Origin of the sequence: Aeromonas aquatica, assembly GCF_000764655.1 — a bacterium.
Taxonomy (GTDB): domain Bacteria; phylum Pseudomonadota; class Gammaproteobacteria; order Enterobacterales; family Aeromonadaceae; genus Aeromonas; species Aeromonas aquatica.
The window spans coordinates 24846-45832 of sequence record NZ_JRGL01000101.1 but is presented as its reverse complement, the minus strand read 5'-3'; the positions used below and the strand labels follow the sequence as shown (position 1 = coordinate 45832).

Annotated in this window: 22 protein-coding genes; 14 read left to right on the top strand and 8 right to left on the bottom strand. The window is 62.3% G+C overall.

Annotated elements, in window-relative coordinates; translation table 11 throughout:
* Positions 1–103: 103 nt before the first annotated feature.
* Both LG30_RS0112160 and LG30_RS0112155 read right to left on the bottom strand, forming a co-directional pair.
* Positions 104–589 carry a YMGG-like glycine zipper-containing protein gene (locus LG30_RS0112160; protein WP_033130976.1) on the bottom strand — a complete coding sequence of 162 codons (486 nt, stop codon included), beginning with the start codon at positions 587–589 and terminating at the stop codon, positions 104–106.
* Between the two features lie 249 nt (positions 590–838).
* Positions 839–2383: a sensor domain-containing diguanylate cyclase gene (locus LG30_RS0112155; protein WP_033130975.1), complete on the bottom strand. Its 1545-nt coding sequence runs from the start codon at positions 2381–2383 to the stop codon at positions 839–841.
* A 291-nt stretch (positions 2384–2674) separates the two neighbouring features.
* On the opposite strand from LG30_RS0112155, the gene LG30_RS0112150 reads away from it, so the two are divergent.
* Positions 2675–3277, top strand: coding sequence for a nitroreductase family protein (locus tag LG30_RS0112150; RefSeq protein ID WP_033130974.1), 603 nt, complete (start codon positions 2675–2677; stop codon positions 3275–3277).
* Between the two features lie 52 nt (positions 3278–3329).
* On the opposite strand, the gene LG30_RS0112145 is transcribed toward LG30_RS0112150, so the two are convergent.
* Together LG30_RS0112145 and LG30_RS0112140 are read right to left on the bottom strand one after the other, a co-directional pair.
* On the bottom strand, positions 3330–3992 hold the full coding sequence (locus LG30_RS0112145; RefSeq protein ID WP_033130973.1) for an HAD-IA family hydrolase: 663 nt from the start codon (positions 3990–3992) through the stop codon (positions 3330–3332).
* The gene (locus tag LG30_RS0112140; RefSeq protein ID WP_033130972.1) at positions 3989–4234 is read right to left on the bottom strand and encodes a hypothetical protein; all 246 of its coding nucleotides are present in this window, start codon (positions 4232–4234) and stop codon (positions 3989–3991) included. Before LG30_RS0112140 ends, LG30_RS0112145 begins: the two co-directional genes overlap by 4 nt.
* A 115-nt stretch (positions 4235–4349) precedes the next feature.
* Here LG30_RS0112140 and LG30_RS0112135 point away from each other — a divergent pair, with 115 nt between their 5' ends.
* The gene (locus LG30_RS0112135) at positions 4350–5261 is read left to right on the top strand and encodes a LysR family transcriptional regulator (protein WP_033130971.1); all 912 of its coding nucleotides are present in this window, start codon (positions 4350–4352) and stop codon (positions 5259–5261) included.
* Between the two features lie 95 nt (positions 5262–5356).
* On the opposite strand, the gene LG30_RS0112130 is transcribed toward LG30_RS0112135, so the two are convergent.
* The 3 genes from LG30_RS0112130 to LG30_RS0112120 form a co-directional block, all read right to left on the bottom strand.
* The gene (locus tag LG30_RS0112130; RefSeq protein WP_033130970.1) at positions 5357–6046 is read right to left on the bottom strand and encodes an excalibur calcium-binding domain-containing protein; all 690 of its coding nucleotides are present in this window, start codon (positions 6044–6046) and stop codon (positions 5357–5359) included.
* 108 nt (positions 6047–6154) lie between these two features.
* Positions 6155–6721 (bottom strand): cysteine hydrolase family protein, encoded by a 567-nt coding sequence (locus tag LG30_RS0112125; RefSeq protein WP_033130969.1) that lies wholly within the window; start codon positions 6719–6721, stop codon positions 6155–6157.
* A gap of 154 nt (positions 6722–6875) precedes the next feature.
* Entirely contained in the window at positions 6876–8039 is a 1164-nt protein-coding gene (locus tag LG30_RS0112120; RefSeq protein WP_033130968.1) for an FAD-dependent monooxygenase, read from the bottom strand.
* A 257-nt stretch (positions 8040–8296) separates the two neighbouring features.
* Between LG30_RS0112120 and miaB the strand changes: the two genes are divergently transcribed.
* From miaB to lnt, 5 genes are all read left to right on the top strand, one after another.
* Positions 8297–9730: a tRNA (N6-isopentenyl adenosine(37)-C2)-methylthiotransferase MiaB gene (gene miaB / locus LG30_RS0112115; protein ID WP_033130967.1), complete on the top strand. Its 1434-nt coding sequence runs from the start codon at positions 8297–8299 to the stop codon at positions 9728–9730.
* 55 nt (positions 9731–9785) lie between these two features.
* Positions 9786–10841: a PhoH family protein gene (locus LG30_RS0112110; protein ID WP_033130966.1), complete on the top strand. Its 1056-nt coding sequence runs from the start codon at positions 9786–9788 to the stop codon at positions 10839–10841.
* A complete protein-coding gene (ybeY, locus tag LG30_RS0112105) occupies positions 10838–11305 on the top strand; it encodes an rRNA maturation RNase YbeY (RefSeq protein WP_033130965.1) in 468 nt (155 codons plus the stop codon). Before LG30_RS0112110 ends, ybeY begins: the two co-directional genes overlap by 4 nt.
* 203 nt (positions 11306–11508) lie before the next feature.
* Positions 11509–12390 (top strand): CNNM family magnesium/cobalt transport protein CorC, encoded by an 882-nt coding sequence (gene corC / locus LG30_RS0112100; RefSeq protein ID WP_033130964.1) that lies wholly within the window; start codon positions 11509–11511, stop codon positions 12388–12390.
* A gap of 139 nt (positions 12391–12529) precedes the next feature.
* Positions 12530–14107 (top strand): apolipoprotein N-acyltransferase, encoded by a 1578-nt coding sequence (gene lnt / locus LG30_RS0112095; RefSeq protein WP_052101019.1) that lies wholly within the window; start codon positions 12530–12532, stop codon positions 14105–14107.
* An 82-nt stretch (positions 14108–14189) separates the two neighbouring features.
* Here lnt and LG30_RS0112090 read toward each other — a convergent pair whose 3' ends face one another.
* Entirely contained in the window at positions 14190–14672 is a 483-nt protein-coding gene (locus LG30_RS0112090) for a zinc ribbon-containing protein (protein WP_033130962.1), read from the bottom strand.
* 145 nt (positions 14673–14817) lie between these two features.
* On the opposite strand from LG30_RS0112090, the gene leuS reads away from it, so the two are divergent.
* The 7 genes from leuS to rlmH all read left to right on the top strand — a co-directional run bounded on the left by leuS (position 14818) and on the right by rlmH (position 20919).
* Entirely contained in the window at positions 14818–17397 is a 2580-nt protein-coding gene (leuS, locus tag LG30_RS0112085) for a leucine--tRNA ligase (protein WP_033130961.1), read from the top strand.
* Between the two features lie 79 nt (positions 17398–17476).
* Positions 17477–17959, top strand: coding sequence for an LPS-assembly lipoprotein LptE (locus tag LG30_RS0112080; RefSeq protein WP_033130960.1), 483 nt, complete (start codon positions 17477–17479; stop codon positions 17957–17959).
* A 13-nt stretch (positions 17960–17972) separates the two neighbouring features.
* Positions 17973–18119 (top strand): hypothetical protein, encoded by a 147-nt coding sequence (locus LG30_RS23015; protein WP_033130959.1) that lies wholly within the window; start codon positions 17973–17975, stop codon positions 18117–18119.
* 13 nt (positions 18120–18132) lie between these two features.
* Positions 18133–19167: a DNA polymerase III subunit delta gene (gene holA, locus LG30_RS0112070; RefSeq protein ID WP_033130958.1), complete on the top strand. Its 1035-nt coding sequence runs from the start codon at positions 18133–18135 to the stop codon at positions 19165–19167.
* A 70-nt stretch (positions 19168–19237) separates the two neighbouring features.
* Positions 19238–19885: a nicotinate-nucleotide adenylyltransferase gene (nadD, locus tag LG30_RS0112065; RefSeq protein WP_033130957.1), complete on the top strand. Its 648-nt coding sequence runs from the start codon at positions 19238–19240 to the stop codon at positions 19883–19885.
* 186 nt (positions 19886–20071) lie between these two features.
* Positions 20072–20410, top strand: coding sequence for a ribosome silencing factor (gene rsfS, locus LG30_RS0112060; RefSeq protein WP_033130956.1), 339 nt, complete (start codon positions 20072–20074; stop codon positions 20408–20410).
* Positions 20411–20451: 41 nt separating this feature from the next.
* On the top strand, positions 20452–20919 hold the full coding sequence (gene rlmH / locus LG30_RS0112055) for a 23S rRNA (pseudouridine(1915)-N(3))-methyltransferase RlmH (RefSeq protein WP_033130955.1): 468 nt from the start codon (positions 20452–20454) through the stop codon (positions 20917–20919).
* Positions 20920–20987: the final 68 nt, after the last annotated feature.

Below are 20987 nucleotides of genomic sequence, written 5' to 3'. Positions count from 1 at the left end.
TACCGCAGACGTCATGCAACGAAAACCTCATAAAAAATGCCGGTCAGCCTTGGCTGACCGGCATCGGCGACCCGCAGGTCCCTCTGTCATGGGCAGGATGACATCAGTCGTCATCGTGCCATCTGTGCTTCTTGTGCTTCTTGTGATGACCACGGTGATAACCGTTGTCATCATAGTAACGGCGGCCGCCTTTGTAGTTGTCACGGGACTCGTGGCCATCGCCGGTTCTCGCCCCTATGGCGGCGCCACCGGCACCACCCACACCAGCCCCGATCAAGCGACCGGTGTCGCCCCCCACGCTCTTGCCGATGGCGGCACCGCCGAGGGCGCCGACCGCGCCACCAATGGCGGCTTCGTTCTTGTTACCCTTGTTCGCCGTCGCGGCGCCACCGGCCGCACCACCGACGGCGGCGCCCACCAGGGCGCCGGTATCCCCGCCCAGCTGTTTGCCGATCATGGTGCCCGCCACCCCACCGAGGCCGCCACCCAGTACGGTGTTAAGATCCTCCGAGGCCAGTACCGGGCCACTGCCCAACAGCAGCGCGCCCAACAGCGCCATTGCGCTCATACCGTATTGCTTCATCTCCATGGGGTACTCCTGTCAAACCTGATTGATTATTTTCCTGCACTATACAAAGCGCCAAAAACTCCGCTACCCGGGCAACGGGATCTCAACCGGCAGATAAACTGTCTCTCCTTCGCGACAGCTATCGTTAAAATAAGATAACCATCTGAAAAAAAACTAAAAAAAAAGGTCACAGGGGAAATCATCCCCCCTGTGACCCATGTCTCATTTGTCGCAGCCCCATTTTCTCTCACGGCGCTCAGACAGATACTGTCACGACAGAGCAGCCAGGGTGCCAGCCTCCTCTCTTTCCGACCACAGATGCCAACAGTCCCGTCCCCGTCGCTTGCTCTGGTACAGGCAGGTGTCCGCTTGCTCGAACAGAGTATCCGCGGCATCCGGATAACGGGCCCCACCCGCACTCAGGGTGATGGGCTCCTTGAATTCCCGCCATTTCAGCTCTCGCACCCGGGTGAGGAGGTGATCCAGACTGGGGCCTATATCGAGGCTATTCCAGGGCAGCAGGGCGGCGAACTCATCGCCACCGATGCGATAGACCTGGGTGCTGCCAAAGGATCGCGCCAGTATGGTCGCCACCCGGCGCAGCACCGCATCCCCCACCCCATGGCCCCAGCTGTCGTTGATCCGCTTGAAGCAATCCAGATCCAGCAGCACCAGCCAGTGGGGGATCTGTTCCTGCTCCAACCTGATGCGGTCCTGATCGAAGGCGCGCCTGTTCATGATGCCGGTGAGGGGATCCTGCAACAGCGCATCCTGCCCCTGCAGCAGATGGGTCCTGACCTGGTCTATCTCGCCGAGGCTGCCGTGCACGAACCAGGTGTGCTGCCTGTGCGGGATGGCCATCGGATCCGTGCTCTGCCGGATGTCGTTGAGGGAGCCCTGGATCAACGCCTGCTCCTGGCGAAAGATCCGCACCAGGAAAATGAGGCTGCATAGCCAGATGCCGAGCAGGGCCAACGCGGGCAGCATCACCATCAGCAGGGTCTCCCGCAGGCTGTCATGAAATCGGGACGGCGGCAGATAGAGGTTGAGATCCCAGTCGATGTCGGCCAGCGCCAGCCTGAGGTGACTGCCATGCCGGATCACGTCCAGCCCGCTCGTCCCGTATCCGGCCTCAGGCCCGGCAGCCGGCAACAATTGCTGATTGTGCCCCACCACCAGCTGGCCGGAGTGACGCTCGGTGATATGGATGGCGGCCTGCTCATCCCCAAGCGCCCTGCGCAGCGCTGCCTGCAGGGAGCCGAACGACATGTCGACCATCAGCAGGCCCAGCAGCAGCCCCTCGCCGTCTTCGACCCGCTTGATCAGGGTCAGGGCCTGGTTGGTCGAGTCGTAGTCCTGGTAGGGACCGAACCAGATCAGCTTGTCGCTGTCGGTGGCCAGTGCCTGGTACCAGGGGCGCGTCTTCGGCTGGTAGCTCGGCGGCGCAGATCTGGCGGGGTAGCTGTCGACCCGGTTGATACGGGCATTGTAGAAATAGAGGTAGTGAGCGTCGTGCTTGAACTGGTGAGCGATGGCCCAGATGGGATTGATGGCCGACTCCCCCCTGGCGATGGCGGTCTTGTCCAGGGAAGCCTCCAGCACCGCGAGCTGCCTCTGGTTGGCCAGCACCATCTCGTGGATCAGGGTGGCTTCGATGGAGCCGAGCATGTGCTGATAGCCGGCAATCGTCTTGTCTACGCTGCGCAGGTAGCTGGACAGGGCCAGCAGCAGGGTGGCGATCAATACCAGGGCGCCGAGCAGGAAGGAGAGCGGGGTCAGCACGTAGTAGCGCCGTTTGATTATCTCGCCTGCCATAGCACCCTCTATAAAATATCCTGCCAGATTGATTCTATGGTGGGATGCGCCGAAAAAATATTGATTGGAATCATTAACATCCATTTTACTGACAAATGATGAATTATCAGCTCCGATGAGCTATTGCGGATTTCTTCATGTGAATATCCATAAAAAGTAGAAACACTCATCACCCTGTGTTGACGGTTTATCGTGCAGAGGGTGTTATAGTCGATGACTCGAAAGATCGGAGCCAGATGACCTTCATGGCCCATGACTGGCGACGATGATTCAGTAAACCAAGGAGATGTTATGAGCAGTCCGTTTATCGAACAGATCAAAGTACGTCGTACCATCTATGCCCTGGGTGACCAGGTGTCCCAGTCACCGGCACAGCTGAGCGCCCTCATCAAGGATGCCATCAAGCACAGCCCCTCATCGTTCAACTCCCAGAGTTCGCGCGCCGTCATCCTGTTTGGGGCCGAGCACCACAAGCTGTGGGACATCGTCAAGGCGGAGCTCAAGAAGATAGTCCCGCCAGAGGCCTATCCCCAGAGTGAGGCCAAGGTGGATGGCAGCTTCCGTGCGGGTGCGGGCACAGTGCTGTACTTCGAAGACAGGGCCGTGATCCAGGATCTGCAGCAGAAATTTGCGCTCTATGCCGACAACTTCCCCATCTGGTCCGAACATGCCACCGGGATCGCCCAGTTCGCGGTCTGGACCGCCCTGGCCCAAGAGGGGATTGGTGCCTCCCTGCAGCACTACAATCCGCTGATCGACGAGGCGGTTCGCAAGGAGTGGGATCTGCCCGCCAGCTGGCTGCTGCGCGCCCAGATGCCCTTTGGCAGCATCAAGCAACCGGCCGGTGACAAGACCTTCATCGACGACGAGGTTCGCTTCCGGGTCTTCGGCTAACCGCTCCCGCCCCCTCACCGAGGGGGCCTTTTTCTGCCCCTTTCCCCCGAATTCAGCCAGGCAGGCGATTCGGCAGACTGAGCAAGAGCCCCGCCTCCTCCTCGGTCACCCTCATCGGCCGCCAGTCATTCAGCCACCCGCTCACCCCGGCATCGAGCAAACGCTCACCCCCAATCTGCACCACCTGACAACCGGCCTGCAGGGCGCTCGCGATGCCGGCCTGTGCATCCTCAAACACCAGACAGTCGGCGGGGTCCAGGCCGAGCCGGCTCGCCGCCAACAGGTAGGGCTCGGGATCCGGCTTGCCCCGCACCACGTCATCTCCGCCAATCATCAGCCTCGGCTGCGGCAACCCGGCGTCGGCAAGCCGACCCCGTGCCACTCGCTGGCTGGCGGAGGTGACCAGTGCCCAGCGATCGGCAGGCAAGTCATGGAGCAGGGTACTAGCCCCCTCAATGGGCTCGGCTACTCCCGCGTGCGCAAGTTCCAGCTCGTCCAGCCGGACCATCTCCTGCGCTATGTCCAGCTGGGGCGCCAGTGCCTCGATCACCTCCTTGGCCCGCACCCCGTGACACATGGCCAGCACGGGCTCAGGCGCCAGCCCATGGTGACAGCACCAGATTCGCCACACGGTTTCCACGCCCGCAGTCGACTTGACCAGGGTGCCATCCATGTCCAGCAACAGGGCCCTGGCCCGCAAGACGATGGCACTCATGTCGCCGCTCCCGCCAACCCGGGTTCGACCCCGGAGAGCGAGCTGGAGAGTGCCTGACGCTGAGCCCTGCCCTCATAGCAGGCCATCGCCTGTTCGGTGTCGCTCGCCCACACCAGCAAGGGGGCGACCACGAATCCCTGTGACAACAGGCTGGTCAGCAGTTCCCCCGTCTCGGTTGCGGCCAGCGGCTGAGCCATGATGAGGCTTCCCTTGATCAAAAACAGATAGCGTTCGGTATGCATGATGTGATCCCTCGTTCCCAGTTCAGACCGGCTGTCGGTCCGTGACAACCTCATTAGAACAAGGTAGATAGATAATTTATAATCACTAAATCGCCACATTGGATAACCAAACGGAATGAAATTCGACCTGAGACAGCTGCAGGCTTTCGTGACGCTGGCGGAGACCGCCAACTACCGGGAGGCCGCCAACCGGCTGTTCATCACCCAGCCGGCGCTCACCAAGCAGATCCAGGGGCTGGAGCTGAGCCTCGGCACCACCCTGTTCAATCGGGGTCGCCACGGCGCCGAGCTGACCGCCATCGGCGCCCAACTGCTCACCCAGGCCAGCGCCCTGGTCGAGCACGGCAAGGGCTTCGAGCACCATGCCCTGGCGCTGGCAAGCGGCGCGGCCGGGCGGCTCAAGATGGGCTTCGGACTGTCGAGTTTCGTGCTGGCCCCCTCCCTGGTCGCCCGTTTCAAACGGCAGGTGCCCGAGGTGCTGGTGCACCTGCAGGACATGCCCTCCGCCATCCAGCACGAGCTGTTGCTATCGGGGCAGTTGCAAATCGGCTTTATGCGCCGGCCACAGGCACCGCAACTGCAAGAGCACCGACTGCTGACCGATCGGCTGGTGCTGGCGGTGCCGACCCAGCTGATAGGGCCCGACCCCGCCGCCTTCGACGTGGAGCGGGCGCTGACCCGGCAGCCCCTGTTGCAGATGGTGGGCCATCGCTGTCCCGGCCTCACCCAGCAGATCGCCAACTTCCTCGGCGCCAACCGGCTGACCGGCATGATCCAGGAGGCGGAAGACATCCAGACCCTGGTGGCCCTGGTCGCCGCCGGGATCGGCAACGCCATACTGCCCCGCAGCGTCAGCTTTATCGCCGGTCCGGACGTGACCCTCTACCCCCTCTCGGGACCCTACTCGGAGTGGGAGATCAGCCTGGTGTGGAATCCGACCTTCGCCGATCCCATTCGCGATCGCTTCCTGGCACTGGTCAGGGCGGAACATCCAGAGGTGGAGGCCAGGCCCAGCCTCTCCTCTTGATGCAGGGTGATTGATGGGCATTCCCTGCCGACGGCGCAGGGCAAGAAGAGGTCAACCCGGACGGGCTGGCCTCTTCGCCTGATGGCCTTGGCAACTCAGTGGCCGCACCACTGATCTTCACAGGGGATACCATCCCCCTCTCCGTCCATCTTCATGTTTGGGCAGTTTTGCAAAAACCAGGTCGCCTCCTCACAAGACGTCATCTGGGAGCAATACTGCCGGCCGTCGCACTGACGGGCGAAGACCGGGGCCTGCGATGTGCTATATGAGGCGCTGCTCTCTCCCTGACTGAAAGAGGAAGCTGGCGGCGGCGAGACCGACTCGGCCGAGAAACGGGAATAAATGGAGAACAGGCCCGCCAGCACCAGCAAGGGAATAAGCTTGCCGCGCCAGTTGCTCTTGCGCCTGTAGGTGGGTTGTCTGCGGGGCCGAGGCGTCGCGCTCTGCGCCATGGAGGGGGCGGAGGGTGGCAAGCGGCTGGATTCATTGCGCGTGGGGGAGGGCCGCTCCAGCGCTGGGCTGAATCCATCCGCCAGCGACAGGGGCCGGTCGGGGAAGAACACCTGCAGGGCGCAGGGCTTGCCATCCTTGCCGGTGCCCAGCTGATAGGAGACCCGCTCCCCCGCCTCCGGCGGTGTGCCGTCGAAGGTCAGGGAAGAGACGTGCACGAACAGATCCGCGTCTCTCTGCTCTTGTTGTGAATATGACTGTGGCTGCGACTGCGGCCTGATAAAGCCAAAGCCGCGCTCCCGGTTCCAGCTCGCAATGTTTCCTTGATAACGCATGCCCTCATCCTTGTGGCCAGCTCTGTTTCTGCCATCTTGCCCCAAAACCACGCGGTTTCAACAGCGGCCCATGAGCAAAATGTGAGCGACTCGATAAGAGCGAGGGTTTCAGCTCAGCTGGGCCACCTTGATGATCTCGGCGATGCGGCCGAGCATGCGCAGCGAGCCGTGATGATCCATGGCATCGGCCGCGGCGCAGGCATCCTCGAGGATGGTGATGCGGTAATCCCTGTCGTGCCCATCCCGGGTGGCGGCCTGAATGGCCCAGCTGGTGCTGATCCCGCACAGGTAGAGGTGATCGATCTGGTTGGCCCGCAGCGCCGGCTCCAGCGCGGTGCCATAGAAGGGGCTGACTCTGGGCTTGGTCAGCACCAGATCGCCCGCTTGCACGTCCAGCGCGGGATGAAAGTCGGTGCCGCTGTCGGCCAGCGACAGGGCGCCGAACTGCTGGGCACGACCAAACATGGGGGAGCCCTTGGGCTGCAACTTGTAACCCGCGTCGAAGCCGACCTTGAACAGCACCACCAGCCAACCCTGGGCGCGGGCATGAGCCAGCGCCTGATTCGCGTGGGTGATGGCATCCTGCTCCACCACATGGGCCGCCGAGGCGGCGATGCGCCCGTCCGGGTGGGCCAGATCGTTGATAAAGTCGATCACCAGCAGTGCCTTGTTCATCCCTTTGCTCCCCGATTGTCCGTCTCTGTTCAACCCTTGCGCCCGCCGACATCACCAAAGGTGCTGCCCTTGGGCAATATAAAACACTAGATACATCAGACTGGTGGATTGATACTCCACCACTTAATTAACTAGCAGTGTAAAATGCTACCTCTCACACCAATCCCAGTGCGTAGCGTAGCGCCATCTCCTTGAGCGGGCCCGCCTTGTCCGCCAGATTGAGCGCCAGATTGCGGGCCAGCCGCAGCGGCCCTATCTCGTTGCTGAACACCCCGTAGAAGAGATCCATCCCCGACTGCATCAGCAGGTTGTCCGGACGGCGCCGGCGCTCGTAGCGCCCGGCCAGGGCGAGCTGGTGCCAGTCGCCGCCGGCCTTGTGCAATAACTCGACCCAGCAGGCCACATCCTTGAAGCCGAGGTTGACCCCCTGCCCCGCCAGCGGGTTGATGGTGTGGGCGGCGTCGCCGAGCAGCAGCACCCGCCCGGCGTGATAGTCGTTGGCATGGCGGCGCACCAGCGGGAAGCTGCCCTTGCCGGTCACTTGGAAACCGCCGAGCCGGGCCGGGAAGTGGCGGCGCACCTCGGCGGTCAGGGCCTCATTGCTCATGGCGGACAGGGCCCGGATGCGGGCCGGGCTGTCGTACCACACCAGGGAGCCGTGCCGGCCCGGCAGCGGCAGGAAGGCGCGCGGGCCACTCGGGGTGAACTGCTGCCAGGTGATGTCTTCCTGCTCGAAGTCGGTATCTATGTTGATCAGCATGCAGTGCTGGCGATACTCGAAGCGCGACACCCCGATCCCGGCGAGGCGGCGGGTGAGCGACTCGGCGCCGTCGCAGGCCAGCACCCAGCGCGCCTGCAGCTCGGTACCATCGTCGAGCAGCAGGGTGGCGTGGTCGGCGCTCTGCTGCAGCCGCGTCACCGCCGCTGGGGTATGGGTCTGGATGTTGGGGAAATCTTCCATTCGCTTCAGCAGGGCGAGCTGCACCAGCCGGTTCTCGATGATGTAGCCGAGCTGGGGCAGGCCGAGGTCGGCGGCATCGAAGCGGGTGGCGAAGCCGTCCAGCTCCCAAGTCTCCAGCCGGCGATAGGGGCACAGCCGCATCTGTTGCAGCCCTTGCCAGGCACCGGCCTGGGTCAGCAGGGCCACCGAGGCCTGGCTGATGGCGGAGACCCGCAGATCCAGCGGCTGCTCGGGGGCATAGGGCGCGGGCAGCTGGGTCTCGATGACCCGGATGGAGAGGCCTTGCGCCGCCAGCAGGCAGGCGGTGGCGGCCCCCACCATACCGGCGCCGACGATGGCGATATCACAGTGTTCCATAGCGTGCTTCCTGAAAGAGGATCGCCCAAGGCGAGGAGCCAGAGGCTAAATCGAATGGAGGCATGATAGCGCAAGGGCGCGGGATAATCAGGAGAGAGGCGGCGAATTGCCTTGCCGGATCAGCGGCAAGGCCGCGACTGGCGGGGCAACCGGTCCCGTGGCGGGCCCGATGGCCCCAGACTGGTCAGCACCGGGATTGAGGAGTAAAATGGCCGGTCCTTTGACCCTGTCGATAGCAAAAATAGTCAAGAGTAGCGATGAGCAAGAAACTTCATATCAAGACCTGGGGCTGCCAGATGAACGAGTACGACTCGTCAAAGATGGCGGATCTGTTGGATGCCAGCAACGGCTACACCCTGACCGAGGAGCCCGCAGAGGCCGACGTCTTGCTGCTCAACACCTGCTCCATCCGCGAGAAGGCCCAGGAGAAGGTGTTCCACCAGCTCGGTCGCTGGAAGAAGCTCAAGTTGAAAAAGCCAGGCCTGGTGATCGGCGTGGGCGGCTGCGTCGCCTCTCAGGAGGGAGAAAACTTGCGCCAGCGCGCCCCCTATGTGGACATCGTCTTCGGCCCGCAAACCCTCCATCGTCTGCCCGCCATGATCAAGCAGGTCCAGGAGGGGCGAGGTGCCCAGGTGGACATCGCCTTCCCCGAGATCGAGAAGTTCGACAACCTGCCGGAGCCCCGTGCCGAGGGGGTCACCGCCTTCGTCTCCATCATGGAAGGCTGCTCCAAATACTGCTCCTTCTGCGTGGTGCCCTACACCCGCGGCGAGGAGGTGAGCCGACCGCTCGACGACGTGCTCTACGAAATCGCCCAGCTCGCCCAGCAGGGGGTGCGCGAAGTGAATCTGCTCGGCCAGAACGTCAACGCCTATCGCGGCCCCACCTTCGATGACAATCACTGTACCTTCGCGGAGCTGCTCAGGCTGGTGGCCGCCATCGACGGCATCGACCGCATTCGCTACACCACCAGCCACCCCATCGAGTTCACCGATGACATCATCGAGGTCTATCGGGACACCCCAGAGGTGGTCAGCTTCCTGCACCTGCCGGTGCAAAGCGGCTCGGATCGCATCCTGACCATGATGAAGCGCCCGCACACAGTGCTGGAGTACAAGTCCAAGATCCGCCGCCTGCGCAGCGTGCGGCCCGACATCACCATGAGCTCGGACTTCATCGTCGGCTTCCCGAACGAGACGGACGAGGACTTCGAGGCCACCATGAAGCTCATCGAGGAGATCAACTTCGACATGAGCTTCAGCTTCATCTACAGCCCGCGCCCCGGCACCCCGGCCGCGGATCTGCCGGACGATGTCGACATGGAGGTGAAGAAGGCCCGCCTCACCCGGCTGCAGAACCAGATCAATCACCAGTCGATGCTCATCGGCCGTGCCATGCTGGGCTCGGTGCAGCGCATCCTGGTGGAGGGGCCCTCCAAGATGGATCCCATGCAGCTCAGTGGCCGCACCGAGAACAACCGGGTGGTCAACTTCGAAGGCCCGCACCGCCTGATTGGTGGCTTCGCCGACGTGGAGATCACCGACGTGCGCCCCTACTCCCTGCGTGGCCGCTTCATCCGCGGCGAGGACGAAATGAATCTGCGCATCGCCACGGCGCCCCAGGAGATCCTGGCTCGCCGCCCGGACAACGTACCGGATGAATTGGGCGTTGCCGCCTTCAGGCCCCATTGAACAACCATCGCCATCCGGCACGGCCGGATGGCGGAACAGCTGAGACGAGGACACCTTGAGCCGACACATCTCGACCCTGAATCTGCACCTGGAGCCCGCCGACAACCAGCGCCTCGCCAGCCTGTGCGGCCCCTTCGACGACAATCTCAAGCAGCTGGAGCGCCGCCTCGGCGTCGAGATCAGCTACCGTGACAACCATTTTCAAGTGCTCGGCAAGCAGGCGCAGGTGGATGCCGCCGCCGTCATCCTCAAGCACCTCTATGTGGAAACCCTGCCCCTCAAGGGCGGCAAGGTGACCGACATCACCCCGGAGATGGTGCACCTGTCGGTGCAAGAATCCCGGGTGCTGGAGCAAGATGATGAAGAGGCCTCATCCCTGCCCTATGGCAAGGAGGTGACGGTCAAGACCAAGCGCGGCCTCATCAAGCCCCGCAGCCCGAATCAGGCGCAGTACATCGCCAACATAGTGCGCCACGACATCAGCTTCGGCATAGGCCCGGCCGGTACCGGCAAGACCTATCTGGCGGTGGCCGCCGCGGTGGACGCCCTGGAGCGCCAGGAAATCCGCCGCATCCTGCTGACCCGTCCGGCGGTGGAAGCGGGGGAGAAGCTCGGCTTCCTGCCCGGGGATCTCTCCCAGAAGGTGGACCCCTACCTGCGCCCGCTCTACGACGCCCTGTTCGAGATGCTGGGCTTCGAGCGCGTCGAGAAGCTGATGGAGCGCAACATCATCGAGGTGGCACCGCTCGCCTATATGCGCGGCCGCACCCTCAATGACGCCTTTATCATCCTCGACGAGGCCCAGAACACCACCACGGAGCAGATGAAGATGTTCCTGACCCGCATCGGCTTCAACTCCAAGGCGGTGGTGACCGGCGACATCACCCAGGTGGACTTGCCCCGCAGCACCAAATCCGGCCTGCGCCACGCCCTGGAGGTGTTGCAAGGAGTCGATGGCCTGTCGTTCAACTTCTTCGAATCCAAAGACGTGGTGCGCCACCCTGTGGTGGCCCGCATAGTGCAAGCCTACGAGGCGTTCGACGCCGCCCAGGCCGAGTCCCTCTCGAACAAATCCAATAAAGCCAATTCAAGAGAAGAGAGTGCCCAATGAGCGTGACCCTGGATCTGCAACTGGCCTGCGCCCAAGCAGAAGGACTGCCGACGGAAGCCCAACTGCAAGGCTGGCTCGACGGCACCATTCTGGGCTTCCAGGAGGAGGCCGAGGTGACGGTACGGCTGGTGGACGAGGCAGAGAGCCGCAAGATCAACCTCACCTATCGCGGCAAGGACAAGCCCACCAACGTGCTATCCTTCCCGTTCGAGGCACCTCCCGGCATGGAACTGCCCCTGCTCGGGGATCTGGTGATCTGTCGCCAGGTGGTCGAGGCCGAGGCCCTCGAGCAGAGCAAACCGCTGGCGGCCCACTGGGCTCACATGGTTGTGCACGGCAGTCTGCATCTGCTAGGTTATGACCATATCGAGGACGAGGAAGCCGAGGAGATGGAGCAGCTGGAACGCGACATCATGCAGGAGCTCGGCTTCCCTGACCCCTATCAGGACGATGAAGTCGAATAATAAAGGCGAATCGAAGCCGATGAGATGGTGCAGTTCCAGAACGCGACATCATGCAGGAGCTAGGCTTTGCAGATCCCTATCTCGACGACGAAGTCGAAGCATAAAGGCACCCGGGATGGTCACCTGACTGAAACAGACTGCGATCATCCTTATATAGCCAGACCAGAATCCCTATGTGTTCAAACGAGTAACCAAGAGAGAAAATGACCGACGATCACCCTAGTACCGGCTCGCCGAAGAAAACCTGGCTAAACAAACTCAGCCAACTCTTCCAGGGCGAGCCAAAAGACCGCAACGATTTGGTGGAAGTGATAGCCGACGCCGAGGAGCGAGACCTCATCGATCAGGACACCAAGGACATGATCGAGGGCGTGCTCGAAATTGCCGAGCTGCGTGTGCGCGACATCATGATCCCCCGCTCCCAGATGGTAACCATCGAGAAGTCCCAACCGGTGGACGAGTTCCTGCCGGTCATCATCGAATCCGGCCACTCCCGCTTCCCGGTGATCAACGAAGACAAGGATCACGTGGAAGGCATTCTGCTCGCCAAGGATCTGCTGCCATTCGGCTTCGGTGGCCACCACGCCAGCGAGCCGCTGCAGCTCGAGCAGATCCTGCGCCCGACCGTGATAGTGCCGGAAAGCAAGCGGGTCGATCGTCTGCTCAAGGAGTTCCGCGAGGAGCGCTACCACATGGCCATCGTGGTGGACGAGTTCGGCGGCGTCTCCGGTCTGGTGACCATCGAGGACATACTGGAGCTCATCGTCGGCGAGATCGATGACGAGTTCGACGACATCGAGGACGAGCCGGAAGAGATCCGCCGCATCAGCAAGCGGGTCTTCTCGGTCAGCGCCCTCACCGAGATCGAGGATTTCAACGACTTCTTCGGCACCCAGTTCAGCGATGAAGAGGTGGACACCGTCGGCGGCCTGGTGATGCACGCCTTCAGCCACCTGCCGAAGAAGGGCGAGGAGATCGAGCTCGACGGCTACCTGTTCAAGGTGATGCACGCAGACAGACGCCGCCTGCAACAGCTGCAGGTGAAGATCCCGGAGAATCACGCGGCAGCCCAGCCGGAGTCCTGATCCCGCCCCGCTTTTGTCCTGTCTATCAACGCCCCTCTTGAGGGGCGTTTGTCATTCTGACCCAGACCATCCCCTCCATATTCCCTCAGGATTCAGTGCCAAATCGGGAGGCTCGCCGTTGGCGCGGTTTGCGGTTAAGATGTCGGCCATTCAACTTTCATTCAGTCCAATCGAGCCCCTAGCCCCAGTGAAATCGAAACCCCTGATCAGCCTGTTTGCCCTGGCCTCTGGCGCCATCGCCGTACTTGCCTTCTCCCCCTTCGGCTATTGGCCTCTGGTGATCCCGTCTCTGCTCGGCCTCTACGCCCTGCTGGACAAGGCCAACCCCAAGCAAGCCGCCTGGCGTGGTTTTGGTTACGCCATGGGGCTGTTCCTGCCGGGACAGTGGTGGATCCATGTCAGCATGACGGAGTTCGGTGGCATACCGTTGCCGGTCGCCTTCGTGCTGCTGGCCGGGCTCTGCGCCTACCTCGCACTCTACCCGACCCTGGCCTGCTGGCTGTTCGCCCGCTTCTTCAGCGGTCGTCACTGGAGTCGCTGGCTGCTCGCCTTCCCGGCGCTCTGGCTCGGGGCCGACTGGCTGCGGGGCTGGGTGATGACCGGCTACCCCTGGCTCTGGTTCGGCTACACCCAGATCGACGGCCCCCTCAAGGGCTTCGCCCCCATCCTCGGGGTGCAGGGCATCACACTGGCGCTGCTGCTGTGTACCTCCGCGCTCTGGCTGACCTGGCAGAGCCGCAAGCCGGCCTGGCTGCTGGTCCCCGTTGCCCTGGTGGGCACCGCCCAGGGGCTGATGCAACTGAACTGGGTGACCCGGGGCGAGCCGGTAAAAGTAGCGCTGGTGCAGGGCAACATCGCCCAGTCCCTCAAGTGGGATCCGGAGGCGCTGATCCCCACGGTACGAACCTATCAGGACTTGAGTCGCGAGAATCAGGATGCCGACATCATCGTCTGGCCTGAATCCGCCATCCCGGCCATCGAGAAGGAGATGGGCACCTATCTGGAGAGCCTGGACAAGGCGATGAAGGTGAACGACACCGGCCTGCTGGCGGGCATCATTCACTACGATCTCCAGCAGCAGCGCTTCTTCAACACAGTGCTCGGCATGGGGGTGCAGGATCTGGACGGCAAGGAGTCCTACCACTACGAGCACAAGAACCGCTACTACAAGTACCACCTGCTGCCCATCGGCGAGTTCGTGCCCTTCGAAGATCTGTTGCGCCCCATAGCGCCCTTCTTCAACCTGCCCATGTCCTCCTTCAGCCGGGGTGACGAGGTGCAACCGAACCTGCTCGCCAAGGGGCTCAAGTTCGCCGCCGCCATCTGCTACGAGATCATCTTCCCGGACGAGGTACGCCGCAACGTGCAGCCGGATACCGACTTCCTGCTGACCGTCTCCAACGACGCCTGGTTTGGCACCAGCATTGGCCCCTGGCAGCACATGGAGATCGCCCGCATGCGCGCCCTCGAACTGGCTCGCCCGCTGCTGCGCGACACCAACACCGGCATCACCATCGTCACCGAGATTGACGGCAGCATCATAGCCCAGCTTCCGCAGTTCGAGGCTGGGGTGCTGCGAGCCGAGGTGCGCCCCGCTCACGGCTCGACTCCTTACCTGCGCTTTGGCAGCTGGCCCATGTATGGCATCGCCGTCCTGCTGCTGGGACTGGGGCTAGCCCTGCGCCCCCGTGCCCATCCCTGGGCTCGTACCCTCTGATCGGGGTCATAGACCGGCTACCCAACCCGATAAAAAGAGGCGCCCATGGGCGCCTCTTTCATGTGCTGTCGTGGCCAGCGGCTCAAGGAGAGAGCGGCTCGCGGTGATACTCGTTGGCACCACACTCGGGGCAGGTGCCGAGCTGTTCCGGGTGCAGTACTGTATGGCGCCATTCGCAGTGGTCGCACACCAGCACCCCGAGCCCGACCCAGTCGCCAGCCCGGTAAACGCCCTTGTGCTCCAGCTCGTCCGCCAGCTCGCTCCACTCCACCTGGGCGCGGTCGGTTACGTCCGCCAGCCAGGACCACACTGTATCTTTCAATGCCAGCATAAAGGCCGATTCCGGCGCCTCGGCCCGTCCCTCGTCATAGTTGCCGAGATCCCGTTTCACGTATTCGGCGATCAGTGCCAGTTCGTCCTGGGTCAGGTCACCGGCCGCTTCAAGGTACGCCTGCACCTTGGCGATCATGCGGTTGAGACGCTCTCCCTGAAACTCTTCCGTCTCCTCCCAGTGCTTCTTGAGCTGGGCGATGAAGGCTTCATACCCTTGTCGACGTTTGTCCATGGCCGTTACTCCTCTGCTACTCGCTGATCATGGCCGGCCCGAGACCCGGCGGATGCTGGCGGTTGTTGCCGCCGCAGGATATGGGTATTCTATCGGGATTTCCCAGCTGATTTATCTATTCATTTCACAGATCCGGATGTCACCAATGCAAGAGCAATACGTTCCCCAATCCATAGAACCAGCAGTGCAACAGCACTGGGATGCCAAGAAAACCTTCAAGGCCGTGGAGAAAGTAGACAAGGAGAAGTTCTACTGCCTGTCCATGTTCCCTTATCCGTCTGGTCGTCTACACATGGGGCACGTGCGTAACTACACCATAGGTGATGTGATCTCCCGTTATCAACGGCTCAATGGCAAGAATGTGCTGCAACCCATCGGCTGGGATGCGTTCGGTCTGCCGGCAGAAAATGCCGCCATCAAGAACGCCACTGCGCCGGCCCCCTGGACCTACGAAAACATCGAATACATGAAGAACCAGCTCAAGATGCTGGGGCTTGGCTATGACTGGGACCGGGAGCTGGCCACCTGCAAGCCTGACTACTACCGCTGGGAGCAGTGGTTCTTCACCAAGCTGTATGAGAAGGGTCTGGTTTACAAGAAGACCTCCTCCGTCAACTGGTGCCCGAATGACATGACGGTGCTGGCCAACGAGCAGGTGATCGACAACTGCTGCTGGCGCTGTGACACCCCGGTGGAGCAAAAAGAGATCCCTCAGTGGTTTATCAAGATCACCGACTATGCCGAGGAGTTGTTGAACGATATCGACAACCTGGACGGTTGGCCGGACATGGTCAAGACCATGCAGCGCAACTGGATCGGCCGCTCCGAAGGGGTCAACATCAGCTTCCGGGTCGAGGGCCAGGACGAGCATCTGGAGGTCTACACCACCCGTCCGGACACCTTCATGGGCGTGACCTATGTGGGCATCGCCGCCGGTCACCCCTTGGCCCAGCAAGCCGCCGAAAACAATCCGGCGCTTGCCGCCTTTATCGAAGAGTGCAAGAACACCAAGGTCGCCGAAGCCGAGCTCGCCACCATGGAGAAGAAGGGCATGGCCACCGGCCTCTATGCCATTCACCCGCTGGATGGCCGCAAGGTGCCGGTCTGGGTCGCCAACTTCGTGCTGATGAACTACGGCACCGGCGCCGTGATGGCGGTGCCCGGCCACGACCTGCGCGATCACGAGTTCGCCACCAAGTACGGCCTCGAGATCAAGGCCGTCATCAAGCCCGCCGAGGGTGAGGTACCGGACGTTGTTGCCGCCGCCTACACCGACAAGGGTGTGCTGTTCAACTCCGGCGAGTTCGACGGCCTCGAGTTCCAGGCCGCCTTCGATGCCATCGCCGCCAAGCTGGAGGCCGAGGGCAAGGGCAAGCGCACCGTCAACTTCCGCCTGCGTGACTGGGGTGTCTCCCGTCAGCGCTACTGGGGCGCCCCCATCCCGATGTTGACCCTGGCCGACGGCACAGTGGTACCGACCCCAGAAGAGCAACTGCCGGTGCTGCTGCCGGAAGACGTGGTGATGGACGGCATCCAGAGCCCGATCAAGGCCGATGCCGCCTGGGCCAAGACCACCTATAACGGCCAGGAAGCCTTCCGCGAGACCGATACCTTCGACACCTTTATGGAGTCCTCCTGGTACTACGCCCGCTACTGCTCCCCGGACTACGACAAGGGCATGCTGGATCCCGCGGCCGCCAACCACTGGCTGCCGGTGGATCAGTACATCGGCGGCATCGAGCACGCCTGTATGCACCTGCTGTACGCCCGCTTCTTCCACAAGCTGCTGCGTGACGCCGGCCTGGTCAACAGCGACGAGCCGTTCAAGCGCCTGCTCTGCCAGGGCATGGTGCTGGCCGACGCCTTCTACTACAAGGACGAGAAGGGCGGCAACGTCTGGGTCAGCCCGACCGAGGTCAAGGTGGAGCGGGACGACAAGGGTCGCATCACCAAGGCGGTGGATAATGAAGGCCGCGAGGTGATCCACTCCGGCATGACCAAGATGTCCAAGTCCAAGAACAACGGCATCGATCCCCAGCTGATGGTGGAGCGTTACGGCGCCGATACCGTGCGTCTGTTCATGATGTTCGCCTCCCCGGCCGACATGACCCTGGAGTGGTCCGATTCCGGCGTCGAGGGGGCCCAGCGCTTCCTGCGTCGCCTGTGGCGTCTGACCTTCGAGCACGTCAGTGCAGGTGCCGCCCCCGCACTGAACCTGGCCGCCCTCAGCAACGAGCAGAAGGCCGTTCGCCGCGAGCTGCACAAGACCATCGCCAAGGTGAGCGATGACGTGGGTCGTCGCCAGACCTTCAACACCGCCATCGCCGCCATCATGGAGCTGATGAACAATCTCTCCAAGCTGGATACCGGCGAGCAGGACCGCGCCCTGATGCAGGAAGCGCTGGAAGCCGTGCTGGTCATGCTCTACCCCATCACCCCGCACATCGGCTTCGAGCTGTGGAAGATGCTGGGCAAGGAAGGGGACATCGACGTGGCCGGCTGGCCGGTGGCCGACGAGAGCGCCATGGTCGAGACCGAAAAGCTGGTGGTGGTACAGATCAACGGCAAGATGCGCGGCAAGCTGACAGTGCCGGCCGAAATAAGCCAGGCCGAGGTCGAGAAGCTGGCCATGAACGATGCCTCGGTGCAGAAGTTCACCGACGGCCTGACAGTGCGCAAGGTGGTCTACGTGCCGGGCAAATTGCTCAACATCGTTGCAAACTGATCCCGCAACGGACACTCGCCAACGATGACGACGGCGGGCCTGGCCCGCCGTCTTTTAAATCATTCAAAGAGGAATTCACATGGGCATGCCCCTTACTCGCTGGATTGCCATCATGCTGACGGGCCTGCTGCTGCAGGCCTGCGGTTTTCAGATGCGGGGAACCGCCATCCCCCCCGAGCTGATGACCATGAAGGTGGTCGGTGACAACAAGAGCGATTTCTATCGCATGGTGACCACTCGTCTCAAGGCTGCCGGGGTGAGCCTGGCCGACAAGGAGGGCATTCCGGTGATGACCCTGGCGGGCATCAGCAGCAGCAGTCAGGTTGCCTCCGTCGACGCCATCGGCCAGGAACGTGAGTACCTGCTGGGCTACAGCACCCAGTTCAGCATCAGCATGCCGGGCAAGCCGACTCAGGTCTTCCCCATCACCTTCAACCGTAGCTTCCTGAACAAGCCGGATGCGGCCCTCGCCTCCTCCCGCGAGCAGGAGCAGCTCGGCAAGGAGATGCAGGAACAGGCCGCGAGCCTGGTGATCCGTCAGCTCAGCCAGGTCAAGTTCTGATGCGAGTATCTTGATGAGAGTCCATCCCGAGCAGTTTGCGGACCATCTCAAGGCAGGGCTCAAGCCCTGCTATCTGATCTTCGGTGACGAGCCGCTGCTCAAGATGCCAGGGCTGGCCAGCGGCCTTGCAATCCATCAACCCAGCCAGGTCAAGTTCTGATGCGAGTATCTCGATGAGAGTCTATCCCGAGCAGTTTGCGGACCATCTCAAGGCAGGGCTCAAGCCCTGCTATCTGATCTTCGGTGACGAGCCGCTGCTCAAACTGGAGGCCATCGACGCCATTCGTCAGCTGGCCAGCAAACAAGGCTTCGATGAGCGCCACAGCTTCGTGGTCGACGCCGGGCTGGACTGGAACCAGGTCTACGATGCCTGCCAGGCCATGAGCCTGTTCTCGGCCCGCCAGATCATCGAGCTGGAACTGCCCGCCAAGGTCGACAAGGATCTCGCCACCCGCATCACGGAAATCGGCAAACAGCTGCATCCCGACCTGCTGCTGGTGCTCTCGGGTACGCGCCTCAATCAAACCCAGATGAAGGCGGCCTGGTTCGACAAGCTCGGGCAGATTGGCACCTATGTGCCGGTCAATCACCCCGAGCCCCGTTTCTTTCCGCGCTGGATGGGGGCCCGTTTCCAGCGCTTCGGCCTCAAGGCGATGCCGGATGCCATCAACTTCATGTGTCATGCCTATGAGGGCAACCTGCTGGCCGCGAGCCAGGAGATAGAGAAACTGACCCTGCTGGCGCCGCCCCAGCCCATCAGCGTCGCCTATCTGCAAGAGACCATCATTCGCCACGCCCACTTCACGCCGTTCCAGCTCATCGATTGCCTGCTGGAGGGCAAGGTGAACCGGGCCCAGCGCATCCTGCTGGCGCTGCGGGCCGAGGGCACCGAGCCCGGCATGCTGGCCTGGGCCCTGTGCCGCGAGCTGGAGCAGCTCACCGAGCTGGCCCTGGCCGCCCGGGCAGGCCAACCGCTGGTGGAGCATTTCTCCCGCCTGCGCATCTGGCAGAGCCGCCAGCAGCTCATTCAACAGGCCCTGACCCGGCTGCCGTTTGGCAAGCTACAGCAGCTATGGCAGCTGATGGCCCGGCTCGACGACGCCCAGCGCCGCTTCGACACCGAGCAGGCCTGGCTGATGTTGCAGACTATCGCCCTGGGTTTTCGCGATGCCACCCCACTCCCCCTGCTGGAGCCTGCATCATGCTGAAGGCCCCCATCGATACCCAGGAGGGCAGTTTCCCCCCCAGAGTCCTCCCCAAGCCAACAGGGGCAAGCGCATGTTGAAGGCCCCCATCGGGATCCTGGGTGGCACCTTCGACCCCATCCACATCGGCCACCTGCGTCCCGCCATCGAGGCCCGGGCCGCGCTGGGACTGGCCGAAGTCCGCCTCATCCCGAATCATATCCCCCCCCATAGAGCCAGCCCGTTCTGCTCGAGCGAGCAACGCCTGGCCATGGTCAGGCTGGCGGCTGCGGAGAACCCGGGGTTTCGGGTGGATGAGCGGGAGATAAGGCGAGATACGCCCTCCTATACCATCGATACCCTCATCGAATTGAGGCAAGCGCTGCCGGACACCCCGCTCTGCTTCCTGATGGGGATGGACTCGCTGCTCTCATTGCCGAGCTGGCATCGCTGGCGGGAACTGCTCGACTATGCCCATCTGGTGGTGAGCCTGCGCCCGGGCTGGCAACCGGATTACCCAACCGAGGTGGCCGAGCTGCTAGCCCGCCATCAGACGCAATATCCTCAGGATCTGCACCGCCATCGTCAGGGGTACATCTGGCTTAGCGACAACCTGCCCATCGAGCTGTCGGCCACCCGGCTCAGAGCCCTGCTGGCGGCGGGACAGGATCCCAGGTATCTGTTGCCGGCCTCGGTGGCCGGCTACATTGCGCAGCACAGGCTCTACCAGCCGACACCCTGAGGCGCAGCGGAGACGAGGCGACTATTGTCCGGTCCGGTTGCGCACTATAGTGATCAATAAGGGCTAGCCCTCCCATGAGGCAGCCCCGGATGCGTTCCCCTTTGCCGGACTGGGAAACGGGAATGACCATGATATAATCCGCCGCCCTGATGCTATGCAGCGCGCCGGACAGAGTAGGAGAAGACATTGCAAGGCCACGAATTACTCGCCTTTATCGTCGACAAGATCGATGACATGAAAGGCCGCGATATCATCACTCTGGATGTGCGCGGCAAATCCACCATCACGGACACCATGATCGTCTGCTCCGGCAACTCCAGTCGCCATGTCAGTGCCATCGCCCACAATCTGGCCAGCGAGGCACGCCACGCCGGGCTCAGTCTGCTCAGTGTGGAAGGCCAGCTCAGCGGTGAATGGGTGCTGGTGGACATGGGATCTGTCATAGTCCACGTGATGCAGGATGAATACCGCGACTTCTACCAACTGGAAAAGCTCTGGGGCGGCGCCCAAGTGCCAACGCAATAAGAGTGCGCAAGCGTAATACAAGGGTGCAAGTGTAAAGAAAGATGAAGATCCAGTTGATTGCAGTGGGCACCAAGATGCCTGCCTGGGTAGAGCATGGCTTCGAAGAGTACCGTCGCCGTTTCCCAAAAGACATGCCGTTCGAGCTCGTCGAGATAGGTGCCGGCAAAAGGGGCAAGAATGCCGACATTCCCCGCATCCTGCAGAAGGAAGGGGAAGCCATGCTGGCCGCCGCCGGCCGCTCCCGCCTCGTCACCCTGGATATTCCGGGCAAGCCCTGGACCACGGAGCAGCTCGCCACCCAGCTGGAAGCCTGGAAGCTGGATGGCCGCGACGTCGCACTGCTGGTCGGTGGGCCAGAAGGCCTGTCGCCCGAGTGCAAAGCCGCCGCCGAGCAGAGCTGGTCCCTGTCGCCGCTGACCCTGCCCCATCCGCTGGTGCGGGTGCTGGTAGCAGAGAGCCTCTATCGCGCCTGGAGCATCACCACCAATCACCCGTATCACAGGGAATGAGCCATGAATATCTGGAACATCCCCAGCCAGATCACAGGGCGTGGCCCCATGTGGTTGATCTCTTTCCC